The organism is Rhizobium sophoriradicis, assembly GCF_003939025.1.
Lineage (GTDB): Bacteria > Pseudomonadota > Alphaproteobacteria > Rhizobiales > Rhizobiaceae > Rhizobium > Rhizobium sophoriradicis.
The window spans coordinates 1-18,632 of sequence record NZ_RQIH01000004.1; the positions used below are offsets into that span (position 1 = coordinate 1).

Sequence of the window (18,632 nt, forward strand, 5' to 3'; positions counted from 1 at the left end):
CTTTTCTAAACTCAAGCAGTTCAGAAGGGTCGCGACGCGCTTCGAGAAAACCGCCGAAAACTACCTCGCCGTCGTCACTATCGCGGCGACAATGCTATGGATCAGATAACTGTCCACACGACCTAGTCCTCGTTCACTCGCCGGCTTTTTCGTCAGGCTCCTCGGCACGCCTCTCGGCTTCCCGGGTGGCGATCTTCCTGCTGTGATCGGTCCGCGCCTGCTCGAGTTCTCCCATCGTAGGAAGATCCCGGACAGCCAGACTCTTATCATCGGCCTCAGTGCTTCGGCGCTTTGTGAACCGATGCCGCAAGTTCTTTGCTTCACGCAGTTCCTCAACTGCGCGCGCTTCCTCGGCCGGCACGGCGAGGTCCGTGCGTGCGGCGACGGCATAGGCGATCAATTCCTTCGCGGAGGGATTGCCGTCCGGTCGCTTTGCGTTAGCGCCGAAGTCGTGGCGGTCACTGGCGGTAAGGAACTTGGCGTTGTTATGTCTCGACATTTGAATGCCTCTTTTTTCATGAAGTCATGAGCCTGCCGTTCGCGCGGGACGCGCTTTCGTGGCCGGCCTCCTGCTTGTCGAGCAGGCTGGGGAAGGTTGTGTATATATTCTGCAAATTCCGATCTTTGGACTTGCTGGATTATGTATTTCAGGAAAATAACGCAATAAAAAGGCGAAGACGGCTTTATTCTGCGGCTAGTTTAATTTAATTTTATCCAGGATAATATTTTATATTTGACCAGTAAATCTGAATAAAACCTTCAATTTAGGATTTCGTCCCAGTTGTGACGCAATTGGGGCGTAGAAGTCTCCTATCGTCGTTTGGCCCTGTGGCTCTCGTCCGTGTCAGAGACCTGAGGACTATCATCGCTCCGAATTCCGATCGCCATGCCAATGCCCGGAAGGAAGTATTCAGCGGGTCTTGGCTAACCGCCTTCAACTGGAGCCTTTCACCATGTCCGACATATCATCCACACGCACGACGGACACCATCGTCCACTTCTCCGCCCCTTTCGCGCTTCCCGATCTTGTTGGCGAGATGCATCCGGCAGGCGACTACAAGATCGAGCAGGATGAGGAGCCGATCGAAGGCCTGTCGTGGCTTGCCTACCGCCGCGTCGCGACCTACATTCATCTGCCGTCGATTGCAGAGGGGAACCGCTTGCGCAGGATCGTCCGGATCGAGCCGATGGCCCTCGCTGATCTCTTGGCAGCTGCGAACGCGACGCCGGACGGACTTGCCTCATAATTCCGGCGACAGTTCATTGTGAACCTTGCGCACGCCGTTGGTTCTCAGTGTAATCTCCTCAGCCCGTGACACCTCCGCTTTCAAATGCACCCATCCGGCCAGCGTGATGTCGCGGCCGCGCGCGGTGACGAAGATATAGCTGGGGTCGAGATCGCCGGCATGGGCGAGCGCGCTGTAGACGGCCGATTCAAGATCGCCCTGGTCGGGACAGCGGGTCGCCACGCGGCCCGCGACACTGAGATGTTTTCTGTCGACTGACATGGGTTCGTCTCCTGCACGGCATTGCCGGGTGTAAAAGTCTACCGGCGGATATCCTGCGCCGTCAGGGTGTATCGGTCTTTGCCGCCGCGGCCGTAGGCATGGGTGGCGGCTTCCAGAATGATCTCGCGCGCCATGTCGAAGGCTCTCAGGCACTCGTCCTCGGAGCGGCCGGGCTGGCTCGCGGTCCGCAAGGCGTTAGCTTCGACTAAAAACCGCACCTCGAACATGCCGTCATAACCGGAGAAGCGGACCGCATTCCGGCTCTCATCAAAACTACGGCTTTTATTGGGAAAGGTCAGTGTCACGCATTCGCTCCCGGAGGGTCAGTAATGCCCAATCCATTCGGACTGTAGCAAGAACATGCTGTTGGGGACGGAGTAGCCGGTCTCGCCTAAGACGCGGCAGGGCTGGTCAAACTGCCGGTGTGCTACGGATGCAGAAACACCATCATCCTCCTGCGGGGCGCCTGAATTCCCGCAAACGGCTGCAGCTTCGCAGTTCCGCTCCTATAGAAATATGGGGCGCGGCATTCGAATTGCAATGTAGGCCGGGTGGCTAGCCGTCTGCGCTTGAGGCGGTGACTATGGTTCCCGCTATTAAGCGCGCTTACCTAAGCTTAATTCTGTAGGAATCGCTGAAGGCGATGATCTCCTCGGGCTTGGCCGTCGCCGACATGCTGCAGATGATTGCATCGAACTTGCCGGCGATAAGCCTCGGGATCTGACGCTCTGCGTCTGCAGGTCCGTCCCAGGCGTTCAGTCGTTGCTTTCCGAAAGGCAAAAAAGTGCAGGCTGATATCATCAGCCATTTTGAGAGCGAGGGAGGCGCCGGACAGTGGACTTCGGCTGATCTTTAATCGCTCATGCAGGCACCACTGCGAAGATGGTACGGACGATTGCAGTCCCAGCCGTTGCCCGCCGAGTTAAGATGTGCGTTTTCGGGAAGCTTGACCTGCAGGCATTGATTGCTCCTCGTCTGGAAGCCTCGGTCGCATTTCCATTTTTGCCCGTAGGGCGTGTCGACGAAGATGGCATTCTCCGGAACCTGGACGGCGACACACGCCTGATCCTTCTTTTCAAAGCCTCTATCGCACCTCCACTCATTTCCGCCGGTTGTCAGATAGGCGTGGGCGGGGAGTTCGAGCTTGAGGCATGCTTGTTGTGTCGCGCGATAACCTCTTTCGCATTCCCAGCCGGATCCTGTGGTGGTTTCGGACAGGAATGCTTTCTCCGGGACCTTAATAAGGTCGCAACCCACATTGGTTTGACGGTATCCACGCAGGCATCTCCAGCGGTCGCCGGAAGATGGGTCGAGATATGCATTGGTCGGAATTTGGACGGCGAGGCACCGATCCCCCTTCTCGAGAAAGCCGTAATGGCAATCCCAGCCATTGCCAAAGGAGGAGTTCGTCAGGAACGCGTTGTCGGGAAGCTGCACCTCGAAGCAGGTGTCATCCTGCCTTCGAAAACCACCGTTGCATGTCCAGCCGGAGCCGTAGCGGCTTGCCTGAGCATTTTCAGGCACCGGCCTTGCGGTCTGGCCGAACGCCGAGGAGCTGAGTCCCGATGCAGTTTGCAGGAGGACGGTCATCGTGAGGGCCAGCGCTCTGTAATATGATTGGCGCATGAGTTGTCTCCAAAGGCCTGCATCTGCGATCTCCAGATCCGAGATACAACGCTGATGGTTAAAGAGGGAAGACAGATACGGTGCGAAGCTACCAGAGCCTTACTTTTTCTCGGGAGCTTTCTCAGGAAAAATGGGCGTCGGACGTATCTCACGACCGACAAGTGACGAGCCATGAAGCTGCCGTCTCTTGCGAACCATCGGAAAGGCCCGATGGACTTCCCGATTGCATGGATTGTGCCTGCTTTCGCCGTTGGCGTTCAGGAGCATTTTCTGAAAATAAAGCAGGAAGCAGGCATGTGAGGATCGGGACGTCATCGCGTCCTCCTCTTGTCGGGGCTAGGGCGCGCGCATGTCCCTCAGGCGGCAGCGCCCTGACCAGTTGCCGCCGACATCGCACTCTGGGCTTCATTTCCGCCTTTGGCAAGCAAGGTTTGCTATTCATGTGGTGCCTTGAAAGAGGCTGATCAAACCCTTACATAAACTGCACGTTTTCAGCCTTTCGGCTACCTGATCCTCCCGGCTGCGTCGGTTGCTTGGCAAACCCTGATTTTGCGAACGTTGCGAATTTCGCCATACTGGCTGGAGCGGTTTGTTTCGGATGTGTTCGTCCGGCAGGATTCCTCAGCAGATAAGTTCCCGGAGGCGAGAGATACGCCAAGATGCAGCAGCGTCTGCTGAACGGTTGGCCTGACTTCTTTTTTTCGTTGATACCGCAGACAGGACGGTGATGATCAACTGTCCTCGACAATCGCTCCAATCGTGAGGATCAGTTATGGCCGTTTTCGACTATAGTGCCGGCGCGGGGCTTTACCCGTGCAAGACGATTAAGAGAAAAAGCAGCCTCGCTTACAAAAGGTTTGATTCCGTCGCCGAAGCTCTTCGCTTTGCGATCGAGGACATGCCGGCCTCTCTCCTTCGAGGATCCGTGCTCGAAGTCGAGGAGGCGCGCTTCGATGGTTTGCAGATGCGCAAACTCTATGAAGCCGAGGCATATCCGCTGACGCGCCGGAAGTCGTGAGGCGGTGGTGCCAATGCGACCTGTTTGGCCGCTGTCTCTGGATCCTTCGAGCGCAGCAGAGGGACCGTAGGCGACAATTTCCGATATTTCTACCAGTGCCAGGCTAACAGCGAAAACAATCACGCTGACACCGCCCAGATCAGAGGCTTGAAGCTCGCCAAAGAAGGCGACCTCTTTCCACGGGAGGCGAATAAATGGACGCATCGCGATGCCTCCATCACCGACGCAAGAGCGACCGATTTGGGGAGCGGCCGCAAAAGGTCAAGTTTGTGACGTCGGCGACCTTAGGCTCATTGTTGGAGCGCGGACTGCTGCGCAGTCTCGATTCGGACGGGGGGACGCAAGGAGCAGCACGGTATCACCATGGCCGGTAAGATGTGGCTGCCTCCCGGCCGAATATTAAAATGGCTCCCCAGACGCATCCCGTTTGCCAGCTGCTTGCCAAAATACCATAATTGCGCCACCTAAATCACCCATCGACAAAGCAGCATAAGAATTGGATCCACGCTGAATGCGCATAGCCTACGTTTTTCTTGGTGCATTTGTTGCAATTGCGCCGTCCGCATATGCTGAAGTTGCACCGCCGCCTGTTTTGAAGCCGCTGGAGCGGCAGGCGGATGCGGCTTTGTTGAGCGCGCAGTTTCTGTCGCGCTATAGCTACAAGCCGGTGGCGCTCGATGACGCCTTGTCGGCGCGGGTGATGGATGGGTTCATCAAGTCGCTGGATCCCGACCGCATGCTCTTCCTGCAGGCCGATATCGACAAGTTCATGGCGGACCGCAGCAAGATCGACGATGCGATCGAGCGGAAGGATCTGAAGATCCCGTTTGCGATCTTCAATGCTTATGAGCAGCGCGTTGCCGATCGCATGATCTATGCGCGCAGCCTGCTCAAGCAGGGTTTCGATTTCAGCGTGAAAGAAGAGTATGCGGTGCTGCGCGAGAAGGCGCCCTGGCCGCAGTCGGAAGCCGAGAGCAACGAGCTTTGGCGCAAGCGCGTCAAGAGCGACTGGCTGCGGCTGAAGCTCGGCGGCAAGACCGATGCCGCCATTCGCGAAACGCTCGACAAGCGTTATGAAAACACGCTCGAGCGCGCTTACAAGTTCAAGAGCGACGATGTTTTCCAGTCGTTCATGGATGCCTATTCGAACGCGGTCGATCCGCACACGGATTATTTCGGCGCGGCCGCCTCGGCCGATTTCAATGTCTCGATGAAGCTTTCGCTGTTCGGCATCGGCGCGGTGCTGCAGGAGCGCGACGATTACACGACGATCCGTGAGCTCGTGCCCGGCGGCCCGGCGCAGCTCTCCGGCAAGCTTGCCGTCGGCGACCGCATCACCGGCGTCGGCCAGGGCAAGGACGGGCCGATCAAGGAAGTGGTGGGCACGCGCCTCGATGAAGTCGTGCAGATGATCCGCGGCAAGAAGGGCTCGGTCGTGCGCCTGGATATCCTGCCGGCCGATGCCGGCGCCGATGCCACGCATCGCGTCGTCAGCCTGGTGCGCGATAAGATCAGCCTCGACAAGCAGGCCGCCAAGAAGACGGTGCTGTCGGTCAAGGCGGGTGACGCCACGCGCAAGATCGGCATCATCACCCTGCCAGTCTTCTATGAGGATTTCGACGCCAAGAACAAAGGCGACAAGGATTATAAGAGCGCCAGCCGCGACGTCGCCAAACTTCTCGACGAGCTGAGCCAGGAGAATGTCGACGGCGTTCTCATCGATCTGCGCAACAATGGCGGCGGCTCACTGGACGAAGCGATCGATCTCACCGGCCTCTTCATCGGCAAGGGCCCGGTCGTTCAGCAGCGCGCCAGCAATGGCAAGATCGTGGTGAAGAGCGCGGATTTTTCAGCCCCCGCCTGGACGGGCCCGATGGGCGTGCTGATCAATCGCGGTTCGGCCTCGGCATCGGAAATCTTTGCCGCGGCCATCCAGGATTACGGGCGCGGCGTCATCATCGGCGAACCGAGCTTCGGCAAGGGCACGGTGCAGACGGTCGTCGATCTCGACGAGGTGGTTCACAACAGCAAGCCGGAGCTCGGCGAGCTGAAGGTGACGATTTCGCAGTTCTTCCGGGTCAATGGCGGCACAACGCAGCTGCGCGGCGTCACCCCCGATATCAGCCTGCCCGGGCTCTCTGATCCCAGCAGCTTCGGCGAGACGAGTTATGACAATGCCCTGCCCTGGGCAGAGATCAAGCCGGCGAAATATACGCCGGAAGGCGATGTCACGGCCTTGCTGCCTTCCCTGCAAAGCCGTCATGAGGCGCGGGTCAAGAGCGATCCGGATTTCCAGCGGCTGATCGAGGATATTGCCGAGCTGAAGGCGCAGCGCGAAAAAGGCGTCGTGTCGCTGAACGAAGCCGAACGCCGCAAGGAAGCGGCGGCTCGCGAGAAGCGGTTCAAGGACCGGGCGGAGGCGAGCGACGGCGAGGATCCGACCGGGGATGACGGCCTGCAATCAGACGAGCGCAGCCTCAGCGCCGATATCGCCATGGAAAACGCCCGCAAGAAGGCCAAGGACGTCCTGCTCGACGAAGCGGCCGCCATTGTTGGCGACGAGGCGGATTTGCAGCAGGGCGGCGTCAACGCAGCGACGACACAAACGGGAAAGACCAAGGGAAACTAAGGGCCTGCCCCGCGCGAACGAGGGATAGCGTAACGGCGATATCTTTACGATGCTTGTAAAGATGGTGTCGTTACGCTATTTGTAAAGCTCCAGACAGGAGTTTCCCGTGCCCGCCTCGTCTACAAACAAAAATTCAGAGGCAAGCGTGCCGCTGAATATGCGCATCAAGCCCGCGACCCGCAATTTGATCGACCGCGCCGCCGAGCTGCTTGGCAAGACACGCACGGATTTCATGCTGGAGGCTTCGGAGCGGCGCGCCGAGGAGGTGTTGCTCGACCGGACCGTATTCACGGTCAGCCCCGAGATCTATGCCGAATATCTTGCCCGCCTTGATGCGCCGGCTGAGCCCAATGAGCGTCTGAAACGGACGATGTTGACCAAAGCGCCATGGGATGAAGCGTGACTTTCAGCCCGCCGGCGCCGTTGGCCGATCATCACGAGCTGGCCGAATTCAATTCCGGCGTGGATGAACTGGATGAGTGGCTGCGTCGCCGCGCCCGCGCCAATCAGGCAGGCGGCGCGTCGCGCACCTTCGTCGTCTGCCGGGGAAACCGGGTCATCGCCTATTACGCGCTCGCCTCCGGGGCGGTGCGGCAGCCGGAAGCGCCTGGCCGTTTTCGGCGGAACATGCCCGATCCGGTTCCGGTTGCCGTGCTCGGCCGCCTCGCCATCGATCAATCCCACCAGGGGCGCGGTATCGGCAGGGCATTGGTGCGCGATGCGGGCCTGCGCCTGCTCAACGCCGCAGAAATCCTCGGAATCCGCGGTCTGCTGGTGCATGCGATTTCCGACGGCGCGCGCGCCTTCTATGAGGCGGTCGGCTTCCTGCCCTCGCCATCCGATCCCATGATGCTGATGGTCGGGTTGCATGATCTCAACAGCGCGCTGCGCTGAAGCCGGTCGCGACGCGCTGTTTGTTGACGTTTCCGTAATCACGGGTGGCGCCTTCGCTTGCCGCAACCGGCCCTTTCCTCGTAAGATTTCTGCGCCATGTCATGCCAGGGCAACCAGACAGGGTACGGTATGGACGCGCGCGTCGAACAGCTTCTCAACCTTTCCGCACAAACCGAAACGCTGATTGCGGTCTATGACGGCGATGATCGGCTGCAATATGCCAACAGCGCCTTTCGTTCGGCCTACTTCATCGAGCCGGATGAGACGCCGCTCTGGCCGGATCTCATGCGGCGCAATTTCGAGCTGAACCGGGGCACGGTCCTTCGGACCGATGATTTCGAGGCGTGGCTGCGCTCGACCCAGTCGCGCCGCGGAAAGATCGGCTATCGCGCCTTCGAGACGGATCTCAGCGACGGCCGCTGGCTGTGGATGACGGAGACGGTCCAGCAGAATGGCTGGATGCTGTGCATCGCCAGCGACATCACCCGGTTGAGAGCGCAGGGCAGGACAGTCCGGCAGGATCGCGATCAGGCGATCAAGGCGTCCTACACCGACGAACTCACCGGGGTCGCCAACCGCCGCTTCGTCATGGCCCGCGTCGACGACATGCTGGCCGCCGCCCGGACCGGCGGCAGCGGCTGCCTCGCCGTCTTCGACATCGACAATTTCAAGCGCATCAACGATCGGCTCGGCCACCACGCCGGCGATCTCGTCCTCCGCGATTTCGCCCATCGCATCCATCAGAATGTTCGCCGCAACGACTGTTTCGGCCGGGTCGGCGGCGAAGAATTCCTTCTCGTCATGCCGTCGACCGACCCGGAAGACGCCTTGGCCATAGTCGAGCGCATGCTGACGGTGATCCGCTTCTCGCGGCCGCTCGCCGACTCGCCCGACTTCAGCTACACCTGCTCCGCCGGCATCGCCGCCAGTCTGCCGACCGACACCGCCTCGGAGCTTTACCGGCGCGCCGACCAGGCGCTCTATGACGCCAAGCTGAGCGGTCGGGACAGGGTGCGGGCGGCGTAGGGTCTCAGTGTGTTGGGACTCGCTACTTCCCGCGTTTATTGCCCGCGATTTGCTGCGTTAAAGCCGTCACCGTGGCGTCAAGGTTGTCGAGATCGCTTTGCAACGCGCGCATTGGTTTGGGGAACGTGATTTTTCCGGCCTCATCGAGTTCAAGCGGAATTTGGTAATCGGAGGGCACCGGATCGACATTTGGTACCGTCTCGTAAACGGTGACGCCGCCCACGCCATTACTATGCCCGATCAGTACATAGAAGGTAGTCGGGTGATTTACGGCAACCTTCTCGAGTTTCGTACCCGTCTTAGTGTCCACGCAGGGACTATCGCTAACCCAGTCCTTCACTGTGAGCGATGCGTAGGCTTTCGAAATGTAAACATCAACCTTATATGGCATAATTGCCCTCCCGTTGCTGTAGACTCGACCTACTCGTTATTGAGGCGACCATTGCGATGCGCCATTCTAAGGGTGATGGCGTAGGAACTAGGCGACCTCTTGCCTGGTAACTGCGAATCCAGAATGAGGCTCCTTGCGTCACCAAAGGCCGTCGCGATTTCGAGGATTTGTTCAGATGCGGTGATCCGCCACATTTTGTAACCCAGATCTTTGTCAAAGCCGCAGCCCTTGGCCTCCTCGGCTTCTGGGCCGGTGATAATAAAGATGCGGGTTGAATCCAGCCTGTAGCAATGGCCCTCGAAAGCGTAGCCATAAGCAAGCACTGTGTAGCCGGTTACTCTTCCGGCATGCAGCTTTACTTGCAGCTCTGCTTTACTCACAAGCCCGACATCCAGATGGGCGATGCCGTTGGCATCATTCAAATCTATGCCGTAAAGTATAACCTCATCCGCTTTATAGCGGCGCCCAGAAAGTGAGGGTGCTGGAACGCTGTCGTCTGTCATCGATGCCTCCCGTCGTTGGTTAGAGAATGCCGCGCCACCTCATGCAATCGTCAAGCTGGTCGAGATAGGAGATCCCGCGCCCGCGGCTCGCCGCCTCGAGGAAGGCCAGGGCCGCCGCTTCGAAGGTCAGGCTGTCGGGATCGAGGTATTTCCAGGAGCGAATGAGCGCTTCGCCGATGACGTCGCGCGCCTCCTGCAGCGCGGCTTTCGCGGCGAAATGCATCAGCTCGTAGGATGCTGCCGATCCGTGCAGTGCTTCTTCCATCAGCGCCGGCGCCATTTGTTGGCGCAGATTGCTGAAGCGCCTCGGATCGATATCCGAAAGTCCGCGCTCGAACAGCAGCGACTGGTAGACCTCGATTAGGCAGTCGAAGAGGCCAGCTGCAAAGGGTTTTGACCGGTCGTGCACTTCCTGGCTGACATCGCCGATGCGAAGCGAATTGTTGAGCGATCTGACCTGCTTCTCGTCGCTGAGCTCGGCGAATTTATCGAGTTCGTTGTGCAGCAGCAGATTGCCGCCGGTGCGGCGCAGCAGTCGGTCGAGCGCCGTGTCGAAGTGCAGCAGTCCGAGCAGCGAGATGAAATCGGCGATCGCTTCGTGATAGGCAAAGAAATCGCAGCCCGATCCGTCGCTTTCGAGGATGCCGAGTTCGCTGAGCAGAATGAGGTGGCCCATTTCATGGGCGACCGCATCGAAATTCAGCGCGAAACAGGATGCCCGGCCGTGCTCCTCGCTTTCGCCGAGCTCGAGAAAGCCGAAGCCGGATTGGGCATTTTGCCAATGCGGGATGCAGGGAACGATTTCCAGCCGTTCCAGCGTCGGCTGGAAGAACCAGACGATCGAGCGGCCGAGATAGCTCTCGCAGATGTCGAGGACGCGGCGGGTGCAGGCATAGCTATGGGTCGCAAGGAAGCCCGGTGCGCCCGGCCCGATGTGATCAAAATGGCCGTCGGGGCCGGGCTCGGCCGGCGGCTGCAGCAGGCCGGGATAGGGTGGAATATAAGGCGCGGCATAGGGCGATTTTGCCTCGAGCGGATTTGCCACATAGATGCGGGCGTCGGACGGCCCCGCAAGGATCGGCCCTGCCGAAGGTCCGATCCACACCACTTCGGGTTTTTCGTAGCCGGGAATGAAGGATGGCTGGGGAAAGACAAGGAAACGTGTCCCAAGCGGCCGCTCTGCAGCTGCCCCTTGTCCTGCGCCCTCGTTATGCGTGATGGCATCCAATGCTGCCCCCACCGCTCGTTGCCCAACGTCAAGCGATCGTCGACTATACCAGTACTACGTGCCTTTCGACAAGACAGTACCGAGCATGTTGTAGTATTCCATGTCGTTGGCGAATGATTCCGTAAGTTCAAACTCGCGATGAATGGGTTTATTCGGACTGCTGATATTTTGCTTGGCCAGATATGTGAGCAGATTTACCGCATCGGTCCTTTTCTGGTTTGCAGCCCCAATTTTCAGCCAAGCCTTTAGTGCTTGAAGCGCGCCGGCCGGGGCATGGTTGTTTTCGGCCGCCGTCAGAAGCCTGGCGAATGATCGTTCGCTGAAGTGAAGCGCGCGCGCCAGCGTTTCGAGATCGCATCGCAGGCGTCTGTCGATGACGCCGGCGCGTTCGGCTCCTTTGAGCGTCAGCCTGATGTCGATGAGGGCGTCGCCCAATGCGCGTGATCCGAGTGCGGCGGGCGCCATCGGCACCGTCACGTCGGCATCGTCGGCGAGCGGGTGCCTCCCGTACCAGCGGTAGATCAGTCCATGGCCGATCATGCCCTCAGGCGCGAGTTCGGCCGCCCGCAGCGCGCCGATGCTGGCGGCGCCGTAGATGCGCACGCCGCGGGTCATCGCCCAGAGGATTTCCTGGTGGCGGACCGCCGGAAGCTCTCCGAAGACGCCGTCGATCAGCACGATCGCCGCGGGCGTATATTCGGCCACGGCCCGCACGACATCCGCGCAGCCGACGGGAGGACGATAGACCGCATCCAGATAGGTCCGGGCTTGCGTCTCGGAGAGGGTCGGGCCGAGAAAAACCACGATGTCATCGCGCAAGATCGGCCTCCGGATTGGTTTCCAGCGGCGGCGCAACGACGCGTACGACGTGAAGTGGGACGCGATCATCGGAATGAAGAACGACAAGAGCGGCCGCATGCGCGCCCGCCAGCTTCAGCGCCTCGATGACCGGCCGTAGGGACCGGTCGCCGGCGTCGGAACCGGGGGCATAGGAGCGGCCGCCTTTTGCGAGTTGTTCGCGCCACGCGGCCAGTTCGCTCACGTCGGCATGGCCGTAAAGCTCCGTCCTGATATCGTCGCGCGCCGCAGAGATGACGCCGAGGCGGGACTGGCAGGCTTCCAGCAATGCGCTTGTCAGCGCCGTATCATGGCTGAAATCGCAGCCGAAGCCTTCCGCCGGCAAAGGCGCAAAGGGGGCTTGGCTCGCATCTTCCATGACGTGACACCAATAGACCGGCAACGCGTGCGGCGCCGGGATCTGCCAGATTCCGACGACAAAACCTGTTTGGGCGAGCCGCTGCATGATGTAGCCGGCGCTTCCCGATTGCACCGACCGGCTATCGATCTGGAAGCGGTCGAAGAAATGCGGCGTCTTCATCGCCGTGCAGCGCGCCTGCCGTTCCAGAATTTCCAGGCAGGCATGCAGGACGGCGCCTTGCAGGCTCGTGCCGGCGGCGAGGCCCGTCGTGTCGCGGGCGATCCAATGGGGATGCGGCGACGGGACGAGATAGGCGGTATCGACGAGGGCAAGCGGAACCGCCATTTGCCCCCCCGAAAGGAGATCGAGCCCGTCAATCCAGGAGAGAATCTCCTCGTCGCGGCCGATGCCGAGATGCGACCAGTCTCCCCGGGAGTTCATGTCGCGCAGGCTTGCCATGAAGGTACGCTCCGGCTCAATCCGCTCCGAGGCCCAGCCTTCCAGCGACTCCATCAGGCCCGAGATCGCCGCCAGGGGAAAGGTCAGCCCCTTGCCCTGGCTGACGGTGACGGAGCGTGAGCGCGGCCGCACGACCTGGACGACCGGGACGCCGATCCGGTCGAGCCCGGTGATCGAACCAAGCCGGGTGATGCCGTATTCCGCTTTGCGCGCGAGGATATGCTGCACCGTCTGCCCGGGATCGGGAGGCGAGGGGGGCTCGGTATCAGCGAGGATATCGGCGATGTTATCGAGCATCCCTATGTCCATCGCATCCCTCTATCTCGAGCCAAGCAGTCCATCCAGGCTGCTCTTTGCCCTTTCGGCCAGCCAGGCGGCCTTTTGTCCCTCGGCAATCTGGATCGCGCGCGTGAGGTCTCTTCTGATTGATGACGGCGCACCGTTGAGATCGCCCTTCAGTTTGGCGCTGAGGCGATAGAGTTCGCCGAGCCAGAACCACTGGCCGCTGCTGCGCCCGACATTGATGGCATTCTGGACGATTGCCAGCGCTTCGGCAGGCTTGCCGAGCCGCTGCAGCACCTGCGCATGCATGTCGCTGTGCATGGAAAAATTATCGTCGGTGCCCAATTGCTGCTGCAGCAGCAGACCGGCCTCGAAGCGCGCCTCGCCGCGTCCCGCGTGTGAGCTCATCAGCTCAGCCCAGCCGCAATACATATTGGCTCGCGCCTGGCTTGCCGCCAGCCCGTGCCGCTCGGCGAGCGACAGCATCCGTTCGCCCAGCGCGTGGACCTCGGCATATCGGCTCTGGCAGCGGGCAAGCACCATGGCGTAGTAGAGCGCATGCACCATGCTCCCGGCGTGATCGGTCGCCGTCCCCCATTCCAGGCATTCTCGGATCGCATCCTCGCTGGCGCCGGTTTCGTTGAGCAGCAGGTAGGAGAGGGCGCTCTCGCCCAGCCCGCAGACCTTTGCGTCATGTCCGCCGAAGAAGGCGCGATTGCGCACCGCGCTGTCGGCCTCGTAAAGATCGAGGCCCTTGGCGACACAATCGAGACAGAAGGCGTGCTCGCCGGCATGGAAGCTCGTCGCCCAGCCGCAATGATAGGACTGCAGCCTCGTCTCCCGATCCTCGACCGCCTGCATGTCGCCGACGACAACCCGCGCGCGCGACTGCTGCGTCAGAATATTCGGCGCCGTGAACCACCATCCCCAATAGACCGGGAAGTGTTTCATCCGAACGGCCGGCGGCTGTTTCTTCAGGAGCTGCATGGCGCGGGAATAGACCCGGCGGGCGCTCTGCGAACCCTCGCCCTCGAGGGCTGCCGCCACGACGCCTCGCAGTTCGAACAGGCTCAAGGCGAGCTCGGTGCGGTCGGGATGGCGCCGCGACAGGCTGTCGATCTCCCGCCCGCAGAGCTCCAGCGAGACATTTGCCTCGCGCATGGCGGAGCGAAGCACGCAGGCTTCCGCCGCCGCCAGGGCAAATCGGGCGGCTGCATCATGCAGGCCCGCCTCGGCACATTGCCAGGCGGCGATCGCTGACGGCAGGCTCGGCTTCGCCTCGCCGATCAGGCGATCGGCGATCCGCCTGTGGATGCGACGCCGGTCGCTCCTCAATAGGCTGCCATAGGCCGCCTCCTGCGCCAGCACGTGCCGGAATTGAAAGGAGCCATGCGTGACGGAAGAGGGCTCGATGATGCCCTGAGCGAGAAGCCGCTCGATGTCGGTCTCGACCTTCTGGCGGCTCACGCCCTCGAGAAGGTAGGTTAGCAGCGAAATGCTGAATTCGCGGCCGATGACGCTGGCAAATTGCGCCGCCCGCCGCGCCGAACCGGTCGCTGCCAGTCGGGCGGACAGCAGATCATTGAGCGAGGAGACGCCGCCTTCCCGCAGCAGCCCTTTCCACTCGGACAGCGACTTGCCGAGCGGCTGCCGTTCACGCAGGAAATTGGTCAGCTCTTCGGCGTAAAGCGGCATGCCATCGCATTGATCGAGAACGAAATCCGACAGGCCGGGCGGGGGATGCTCGCGCCAGATCGAGGCGACGAGATCGCGAACAGCAGCAGCGGTCAGGCCCGACAGCTCGATCTCGGTTGCGAGCGCGAGGGATCGTCTGATCCGCGATGTCTGCACGATGAGCAGCGGCAGCCCGACCGCCAGCGCCCCCAGCCGGTCGATCAGCTCCAGCGTCATGTCGTCGGCCCAGTGCACATCCTCGAAAATGAGCAGCGTCGGAACGTCGGGCGCTTTGCATGTCAGCACGCCGGCGGCCGCTTCGATGACCTTGCGCCGGAAGGCGCGCCCGGCCAGATCGGAGACACGAATATTGCGCGACGGCGCCGCAGATTGGTCGGCGGTGAATGCGAGGATCGTCTCGACCGCGGCTGCGTCCACCTCTCGGCCGGATGCCTGAAGCGCCCGCATGAAGGCGCTGATGTTGCCATCCTTCAGAACCGAAGCGTCGCCGACGAGCCGCTCGAGAAACGAAACGAACGGATGCAGCGGCTGGCTCTCCAGCCGCCTGCCGCACTGAAAGACCACGGCCTCATGCTGGGTTGCCTGCAGATTTCGAGCGAATTCGCCGACCAGCCGGGATTTGCCGATACCCGCCTCGCCGACCACGGCGATCAGGCTGCCCTTGCTCTCGAGCGCCGAATTCCAGGCGCTCGCAAGAGCGGCAAGCTCTCTTTCCCTGCCGCGAATAGGCCGGTCCGGCTCCGCAGATGGCGCCGGTTCCCCGGCCGCAGGATCACGCTCCTGCGGGCGCCAGAGCCCGATCGGCTCGACAAAGCCTTTCAGCCTCGCCTCCCGCAACAGGGCGTAATCAAATTTGTGCCGTGTCAGCTGAACGGTGGAATCGGCGACAAGCACTGAATTGGGCTCGGCCTCGGCTTGCAGGCGCGCCGCCAGAACCGGCGCCGCGCCGACGATCTCGTCACCTTCTGTCGAGAAGACGACAAGGCCGGTGGCAACGCCGATCCTCAGCCGGAAGGGCGTGCGCGCCTTGCCCTTGGCCCCGGCCGCCGCGATGCGCAGCAGCTCCAGCGAGGCCCGCACCGCGCTTTCGGCGGCATCTTCGGATTGCTCGGGATAGCCGAAGAAGCAGCATCCGCCATCGCCGAGCCGCTGATGAAGAAATCCGCCGTGTTTCCGGATGATCGTTTCGGCGCTCTGATGTAACGCCGAAACCGATCGGAAGAATTTCTCCGGTTCGCTGCGCAGCAAAAGCTCCGTCGAACCGACAATGTCATAGAATAGGGCCGTGACCTGTCGCCGCTCACCTGTAAACCGAATTCGTGCGTCGAGGGTTTTCATAGCGGGGCGCCCAACACCACTGAAGCCGTGTTCAGGACATCCGATTTAATGCCTGCATGCAAGCTTTTCGTGCGGTGATGCTAATATATTCTGCTATTCGCTTGCGGTTCAGGCAGTCTCCGCCATGACAGTACGTCCGCCTGTTCCGCGGGCCATTGCTATCCCGCCAAGCAGATTGCGAAGGTCGGCCGCGATTTTGTTGGCGACGACGCCGAGCGCCAGGCCACCTGATATTGCCAGCAGATGAAAGAGGGGAACCGGCAGCACGGCCGCTGTCTGCGGCATCAGCAGTTCCGGCACGAAACGGTGCAGCAGGTAGGTGGGAAAGGCCGAGACGGCGCTCAGGCTCACGAGACGCCCCAGCCGCACGGGCAAGTGAATGCGCGGCAGGTAGAGAAGGGCGAGAAATGCAGCGAAGATCGTCAGATATTTGACCGTCGTTCCGATCCAGAGCGTTTCCCAGAAGGCGAGATAACCGAGCACGGCGGCGGCAACCGCCGTCAGGATGATCCGTTGCGTCTTCTTGCCGGCCAGGCCCGCGCACCAGCCGAACATGCCGAGATGCAGGCCCCAGTAGATGGTGAAAATCTGCCGCCTGCCGACATCGAAGAGGAGCGGCAGCGAAAACCGCGCTGTGACCGCCAGCGCCAGGAGGGCGAGCGAGAAGACGAAGGGTTGCGATCGCGCCAGCCTTCGTACCGCAGGCACGGCGAAAATCAGTGAGAAGACCAGAAGCGTCTGCGCATAGGCTTCGATGAACCAGTAGAGATAGGGAAGCATCTCGTGGCGCTCCGGCTCGGCATAGCCGAAATTGCCGGTCAGCGTAACCGAGGCCCAGGGAACAGTACGCCAGGCGAGCCCATAGGCGGCAACGATGAGAAAATAGGGAAAGAGAACATTGATTGCCGGCCGCAGCGCCTGGCGAAAATTGCCGGCGAGGAAATGGCCCGACTGGAAACGTGCCAGGCTGAAGCCGACGAGGAGCAGCATCACGCCCGATCCGCCGGGGATGGGCCAGAGCATTTCGTGATGGGTGACGACGAGCAGGATGGCGATCGCCCTCAGCACCAAATCGGTCGGCAGCGCCCTGACCTCTGCGATGTCAGTCCGTGCAACCTGCGGGCCGATATCGAGCTCGGCGATGGCCGTCTGCTCCCAGCCTTCCGGCAGCTCGATGCCAAGCCTGTCGAGTTCCATCGTCAATTGCAGGAAGCGGAGGGAATCGCCGCCGAGCGAGACGAAGCTGTCGCTGCGGCTCACATTGTGGGGGTAGAAGACCCTGATATAGGCATCGAGCACGCTGACCGCCGCGGCTCGTCTCGTCTCGCGCGTCGCCAGCATCTCCTCGTGGAGGCCGGCATAGTCGATCTTGCCGGAGGCAAGCCTCGGGAGCTCTCGTCGCACACTGACGGCGACCAGGCTCGCCGGAAGATGGCTCGCCTCGACGAGCATTCCGAGCGCCCGATCGGCGGAAGCGGCATCTGTCACATAGGCCTGCAGACCGTGATCGTCACCGACAACGGCAGTCGCGATTCCCTCCTCGGCCAGAACCTGTTCCATGATGTCGAAGCCGATCCGGAGCCCGGCGACCTTGGCGAAACGGCTCTTGCGGCCAACAATCCGGAAGAAACCGTCCTCGTCGCGCATGGCGATATCGCCGGTCTTCAATGCCGCGACCTCGGCGCCGCGCTGAAGATCGGCGCGCTCGGCGCCGTAGCCCATCATCACGTTCGGGCCGGCATAGACGAGCTCTCCGGCAACGTCAGGTCGGTCGAGCGGATGCCCGTCATCGCCGACGAGGCTGAGGCTGCCGCCGGGAATGGCGATGCCGATCCGCTCCTCATTGTCGGCCAGGCTTTCCGGCGGCACGAAGGCGATGCGGGCGGCCGCCTCGGTCTGGCCGTACATGACGAAGAAGCGGCCGCCGTTTGCGCGCATATGGTCGCGGTAGAGGCGGATAAGTTCGGGCGCCAGCCGCCCGCCGGCCACTGTCATGAAGCGCAGCGCCTTCAGCTCGTGGCTTCGGAAGCGCGTCCTTTCCATCAGCTCATAGGAATAGGGCACGCCCGAAAGATTGGTGCAGCCGCTTTCGTCGAGCAGTCTTGCAAAATCCTCGCTCACCACGGAGACGCCTGGAATGAAGATGCTGCCGCCGGCAACGAGGTGGGAATGGAGGACGGAGAGGCCGTAGGAATAGTGAAGCGGCAGGACGAGCGCGGTTCTGTCGGCAGGGGAGAGTTCGAGATAACCGGCAATCGCGCGCGCATTGGCGTCAAGATTGGCATAGGAAAGACGCACGGCTTTCGCGAGCCCGGAACTGCCTGAGGTCATCAGCAGCAATGCGAGATCCGGATGCAGCGGCGCGTCGCGTTGCCCGGGCCGGCTTTCCCGGACGAGCCGCCAGCGGCCGCCGGCGGGGCGGTAGGTGAAATCAGGCCGAAAGGCAGCCAGAAACTCTTGCCACAGCCTGTCATCGCAGGGCGGCAGCATCGCCACTGCATGGCCGGCGCGCAGCGCGCCGAGATAGGCGACGATCACATGTTCCGAAACGTCAGCCGAAATCGCCACAAGCCGCTTATCCCCGCGTCCCAGCCGCTCGGCAAAACGCAGCGTCCGGGCATTGACGTCGCCGTAGGAGAGCGTCCGTCCGTCGGCGAAGATAAGGGCCGGGCGCTGATCGGCGCGAGCGATTTCAGGAAACAGGTCGGCGGGGGTCATGCTCGCGCTTCGAATGGCAGAAACTGGCCGAAGCGCGTATAATCCCTGATAATCGCAGTCAAGTAATTTACGGCTACATAGCCCATGGGGCCTTTTGGCTCCCCGAGGCGGATTCCCGA

17 protein-coding genes and 2 pseudogenes are annotated in these 18,632 nt (G+C 61.3%); 7 read left to right on the plus strand and 12 right to left on the minus strand.

Translation table 11 applies throughout. The annotated features are described in order from the left end of the window. Nucleotides 1-109: pseudogene (locus tag EFR00_RS06890) on the plus strand (IS5/IS1182 family transposase); the annotation flags it as partial. 24 nt (nt 110-133) lie between these two features. On the opposite strand, the gene EFR00_RS06895 reads toward EFR00_RS06890, so the two are convergent. Continuing rightward, nucleotides 134-499, minus strand: a complete 366-nt coding sequence (locus EFR00_RS06895) for a hypothetical protein (protein WP_009996326.1) — start codon at nt 497-499, stop codon at nt 134-136. A gap of 454 nt (nt 500-953) precedes the next feature. Between EFR00_RS06895 and EFR00_RS06900 the strand changes: the two genes are divergently transcribed. Beyond that, the gene (locus tag EFR00_RS06900) at nt 954-1,247 is read left to right on the plus strand and encodes a hypothetical protein (RefSeq protein WP_077989757.1); all 294 of its coding nucleotides are present in this window, start codon (nt 954-956) and stop codon (nt 1,245-1,247) included. Here EFR00_RS06900 and EFR00_RS06905 read toward each other — a convergent pair. The 4 genes from EFR00_RS06905 to EFR00_RS34030 all read right to left on the minus strand — a co-directional run bounded on the left by EFR00_RS06905 (nt 1,242) and on the right by EFR00_RS34030 (nt 4,356). Then, on the minus strand, nt 1,242-1,508 hold the full coding sequence (locus EFR00_RS06905; protein ID WP_009992481.1) for a BON domain-containing protein: 267 nt from the start codon (nt 1,506-1,508) through the stop codon (nt 1,242-1,244). The genes EFR00_RS06900 and EFR00_RS06905 overlap by 6 nt on opposite strands. Before the next feature lie 38 nt (nt 1,509-1,546). Then, a complete protein-coding gene (locus EFR00_RS06910; protein ID WP_009992482.1) occupies nt 1,547-1,813 on the minus strand; it encodes a DUF1488 family protein in 267 nt (88 codons plus the stop codon). Nucleotides 1,814-2,360: 547 nt separating this feature from the next. Further along, on the minus strand, nt 2,361-3,134 hold the full coding sequence (locus EFR00_RS06925) for a hypothetical protein (protein ID WP_077989756.1): 774 nt from the start codon (nt 3,132-3,134) through the stop codon (nt 2,361-2,363). Between the two features lie 766 nt (nt 3,135-3,900). Further along, the gene (locus EFR00_RS34030; RefSeq protein ID WP_164519060.1) at nt 3,901-4,356 is read right to left on the minus strand and encodes a hypothetical protein; all 456 of its coding nucleotides are present in this window, start codon (nt 4,354-4,356) and stop codon (nt 3,901-3,903) included. Here EFR00_RS34030 and EFR00_RS33480 point away from each other — a divergent pair. The 5 genes and pseudogenes from EFR00_RS33480 to EFR00_RS06955 form a co-directional block, all read left to right on the plus strand. Next, nucleotides 4,300-4,536 (plus strand): annotated as a pseudogene (locus EFR00_RS33480) (hypothetical protein); the annotation flags it as partial. The gene EFR00_RS34030 and the pseudogene EFR00_RS33480 overlap by 57 nt on opposite strands. A 127-nt stretch (nt 4,537-4,663) precedes the next feature. Beyond that, nucleotides 4,664-6,781 (plus strand): carboxy terminal-processing peptidase, encoded by a 2,118-nt coding sequence (locus EFR00_RS06940; RefSeq protein ID WP_077989754.1) that lies wholly within the window; start codon nt 4,664-4,666, stop codon nt 6,779-6,781. A gap of 106 nt (nt 6,782-6,887) precedes the next feature. Further along, complete coding sequence (locus EFR00_RS06945; protein WP_077989753.1) at nt 6,888-7,184, plus strand: type II toxin-antitoxin system TacA family antitoxin; 297 nt, start codon at nt 6,888-6,890, stop codon at nt 7,182-7,184. Beyond that, a complete protein-coding gene (locus EFR00_RS06950; RefSeq protein WP_077989752.1) occupies nt 7,181-7,675 on the plus strand; it encodes a GNAT family N-acetyltransferase in 495 nt (164 codons plus the stop codon). Before EFR00_RS06945 ends, EFR00_RS06950 begins: the two co-directional genes overlap by 4 nt. A gap of 129 nt (nt 7,676-7,804) precedes the next feature. Next, the gene (locus tag EFR00_RS06955) at nt 7,805-8,701 is read left to right on the plus strand and encodes a sensor domain-containing diguanylate cyclase (RefSeq protein WP_009986653.1); all 897 of its coding nucleotides are present in this window, start codon (nt 7,805-7,807) and stop codon (nt 8,699-8,701) included. 22 nt (nt 8,702-8,723) lie between these two features. Here EFR00_RS06955 and EFR00_RS06960 read toward each other — a convergent pair whose 3' ends face one another. The 7 genes from EFR00_RS06960 to EFR00_RS06990 form a co-directional block, all read right to left on the minus strand. Further along, nucleotides 8,724-9,092, minus strand: coding sequence for a hypothetical protein (locus tag EFR00_RS06960; protein ID WP_077989751.1), 369 nt, complete (start codon nt 9,090-9,092; stop codon nt 8,724-8,726). Between the two features lie 29 nt (nt 9,093-9,121). After that, a complete protein-coding gene (locus tag EFR00_RS06965) occupies nt 9,122-9,595 on the minus strand; it encodes a hypothetical protein (RefSeq protein WP_077989750.1) in 474 nt (157 codons plus the stop codon). Nucleotides 9,596-9,614: 19 nt separating this feature from the next. Beyond that, entirely contained in the window at nt 9,615-10,835 is a 1,221-nt protein-coding gene (locus tag EFR00_RS06970) for a gluzincin family metallopeptidase (protein ID WP_077989749.1), read from the minus strand. A 42-nt stretch (nt 10,836-10,877) separates the two neighbouring features. Continuing rightward, nucleotides 10,878-11,642, minus strand: a complete 765-nt coding sequence (locus EFR00_RS06975; RefSeq protein WP_077989748.1) for a TfuA-like protein — start codon at nt 11,640-11,642, stop codon at nt 10,878-10,880. Beyond that, a complete protein-coding gene (locus tag EFR00_RS06980; protein ID WP_077989747.1) occupies nt 11,632-12,789 on the minus strand; it encodes a YcaO-like family protein in 1,158 nt (385 codons plus the stop codon). The genes EFR00_RS06975 and EFR00_RS06980 overlap by 11 nt, the downstream gene beginning before the upstream one ends. A gap of 9 nt (nt 12,790-12,798) precedes the next feature. Next, nucleotides 12,799-15,795: an ATP-binding protein gene (locus tag EFR00_RS06985; protein WP_077989746.1), complete on the minus strand. Its 2,997-nt coding sequence runs from the start codon at nt 15,793-15,795 to the stop codon at nt 12,799-12,801. A gap of 108 nt (nt 15,796-15,903) precedes the next feature. Continuing rightward, entirely contained in the window at nt 15,904-18,513 is a 2,610-nt protein-coding gene (locus EFR00_RS06990) for an AMP-binding protein (protein WP_077989745.1), read from the minus strand. Nucleotides 18,514-18,632 lie beyond the last annotated feature (119 nt).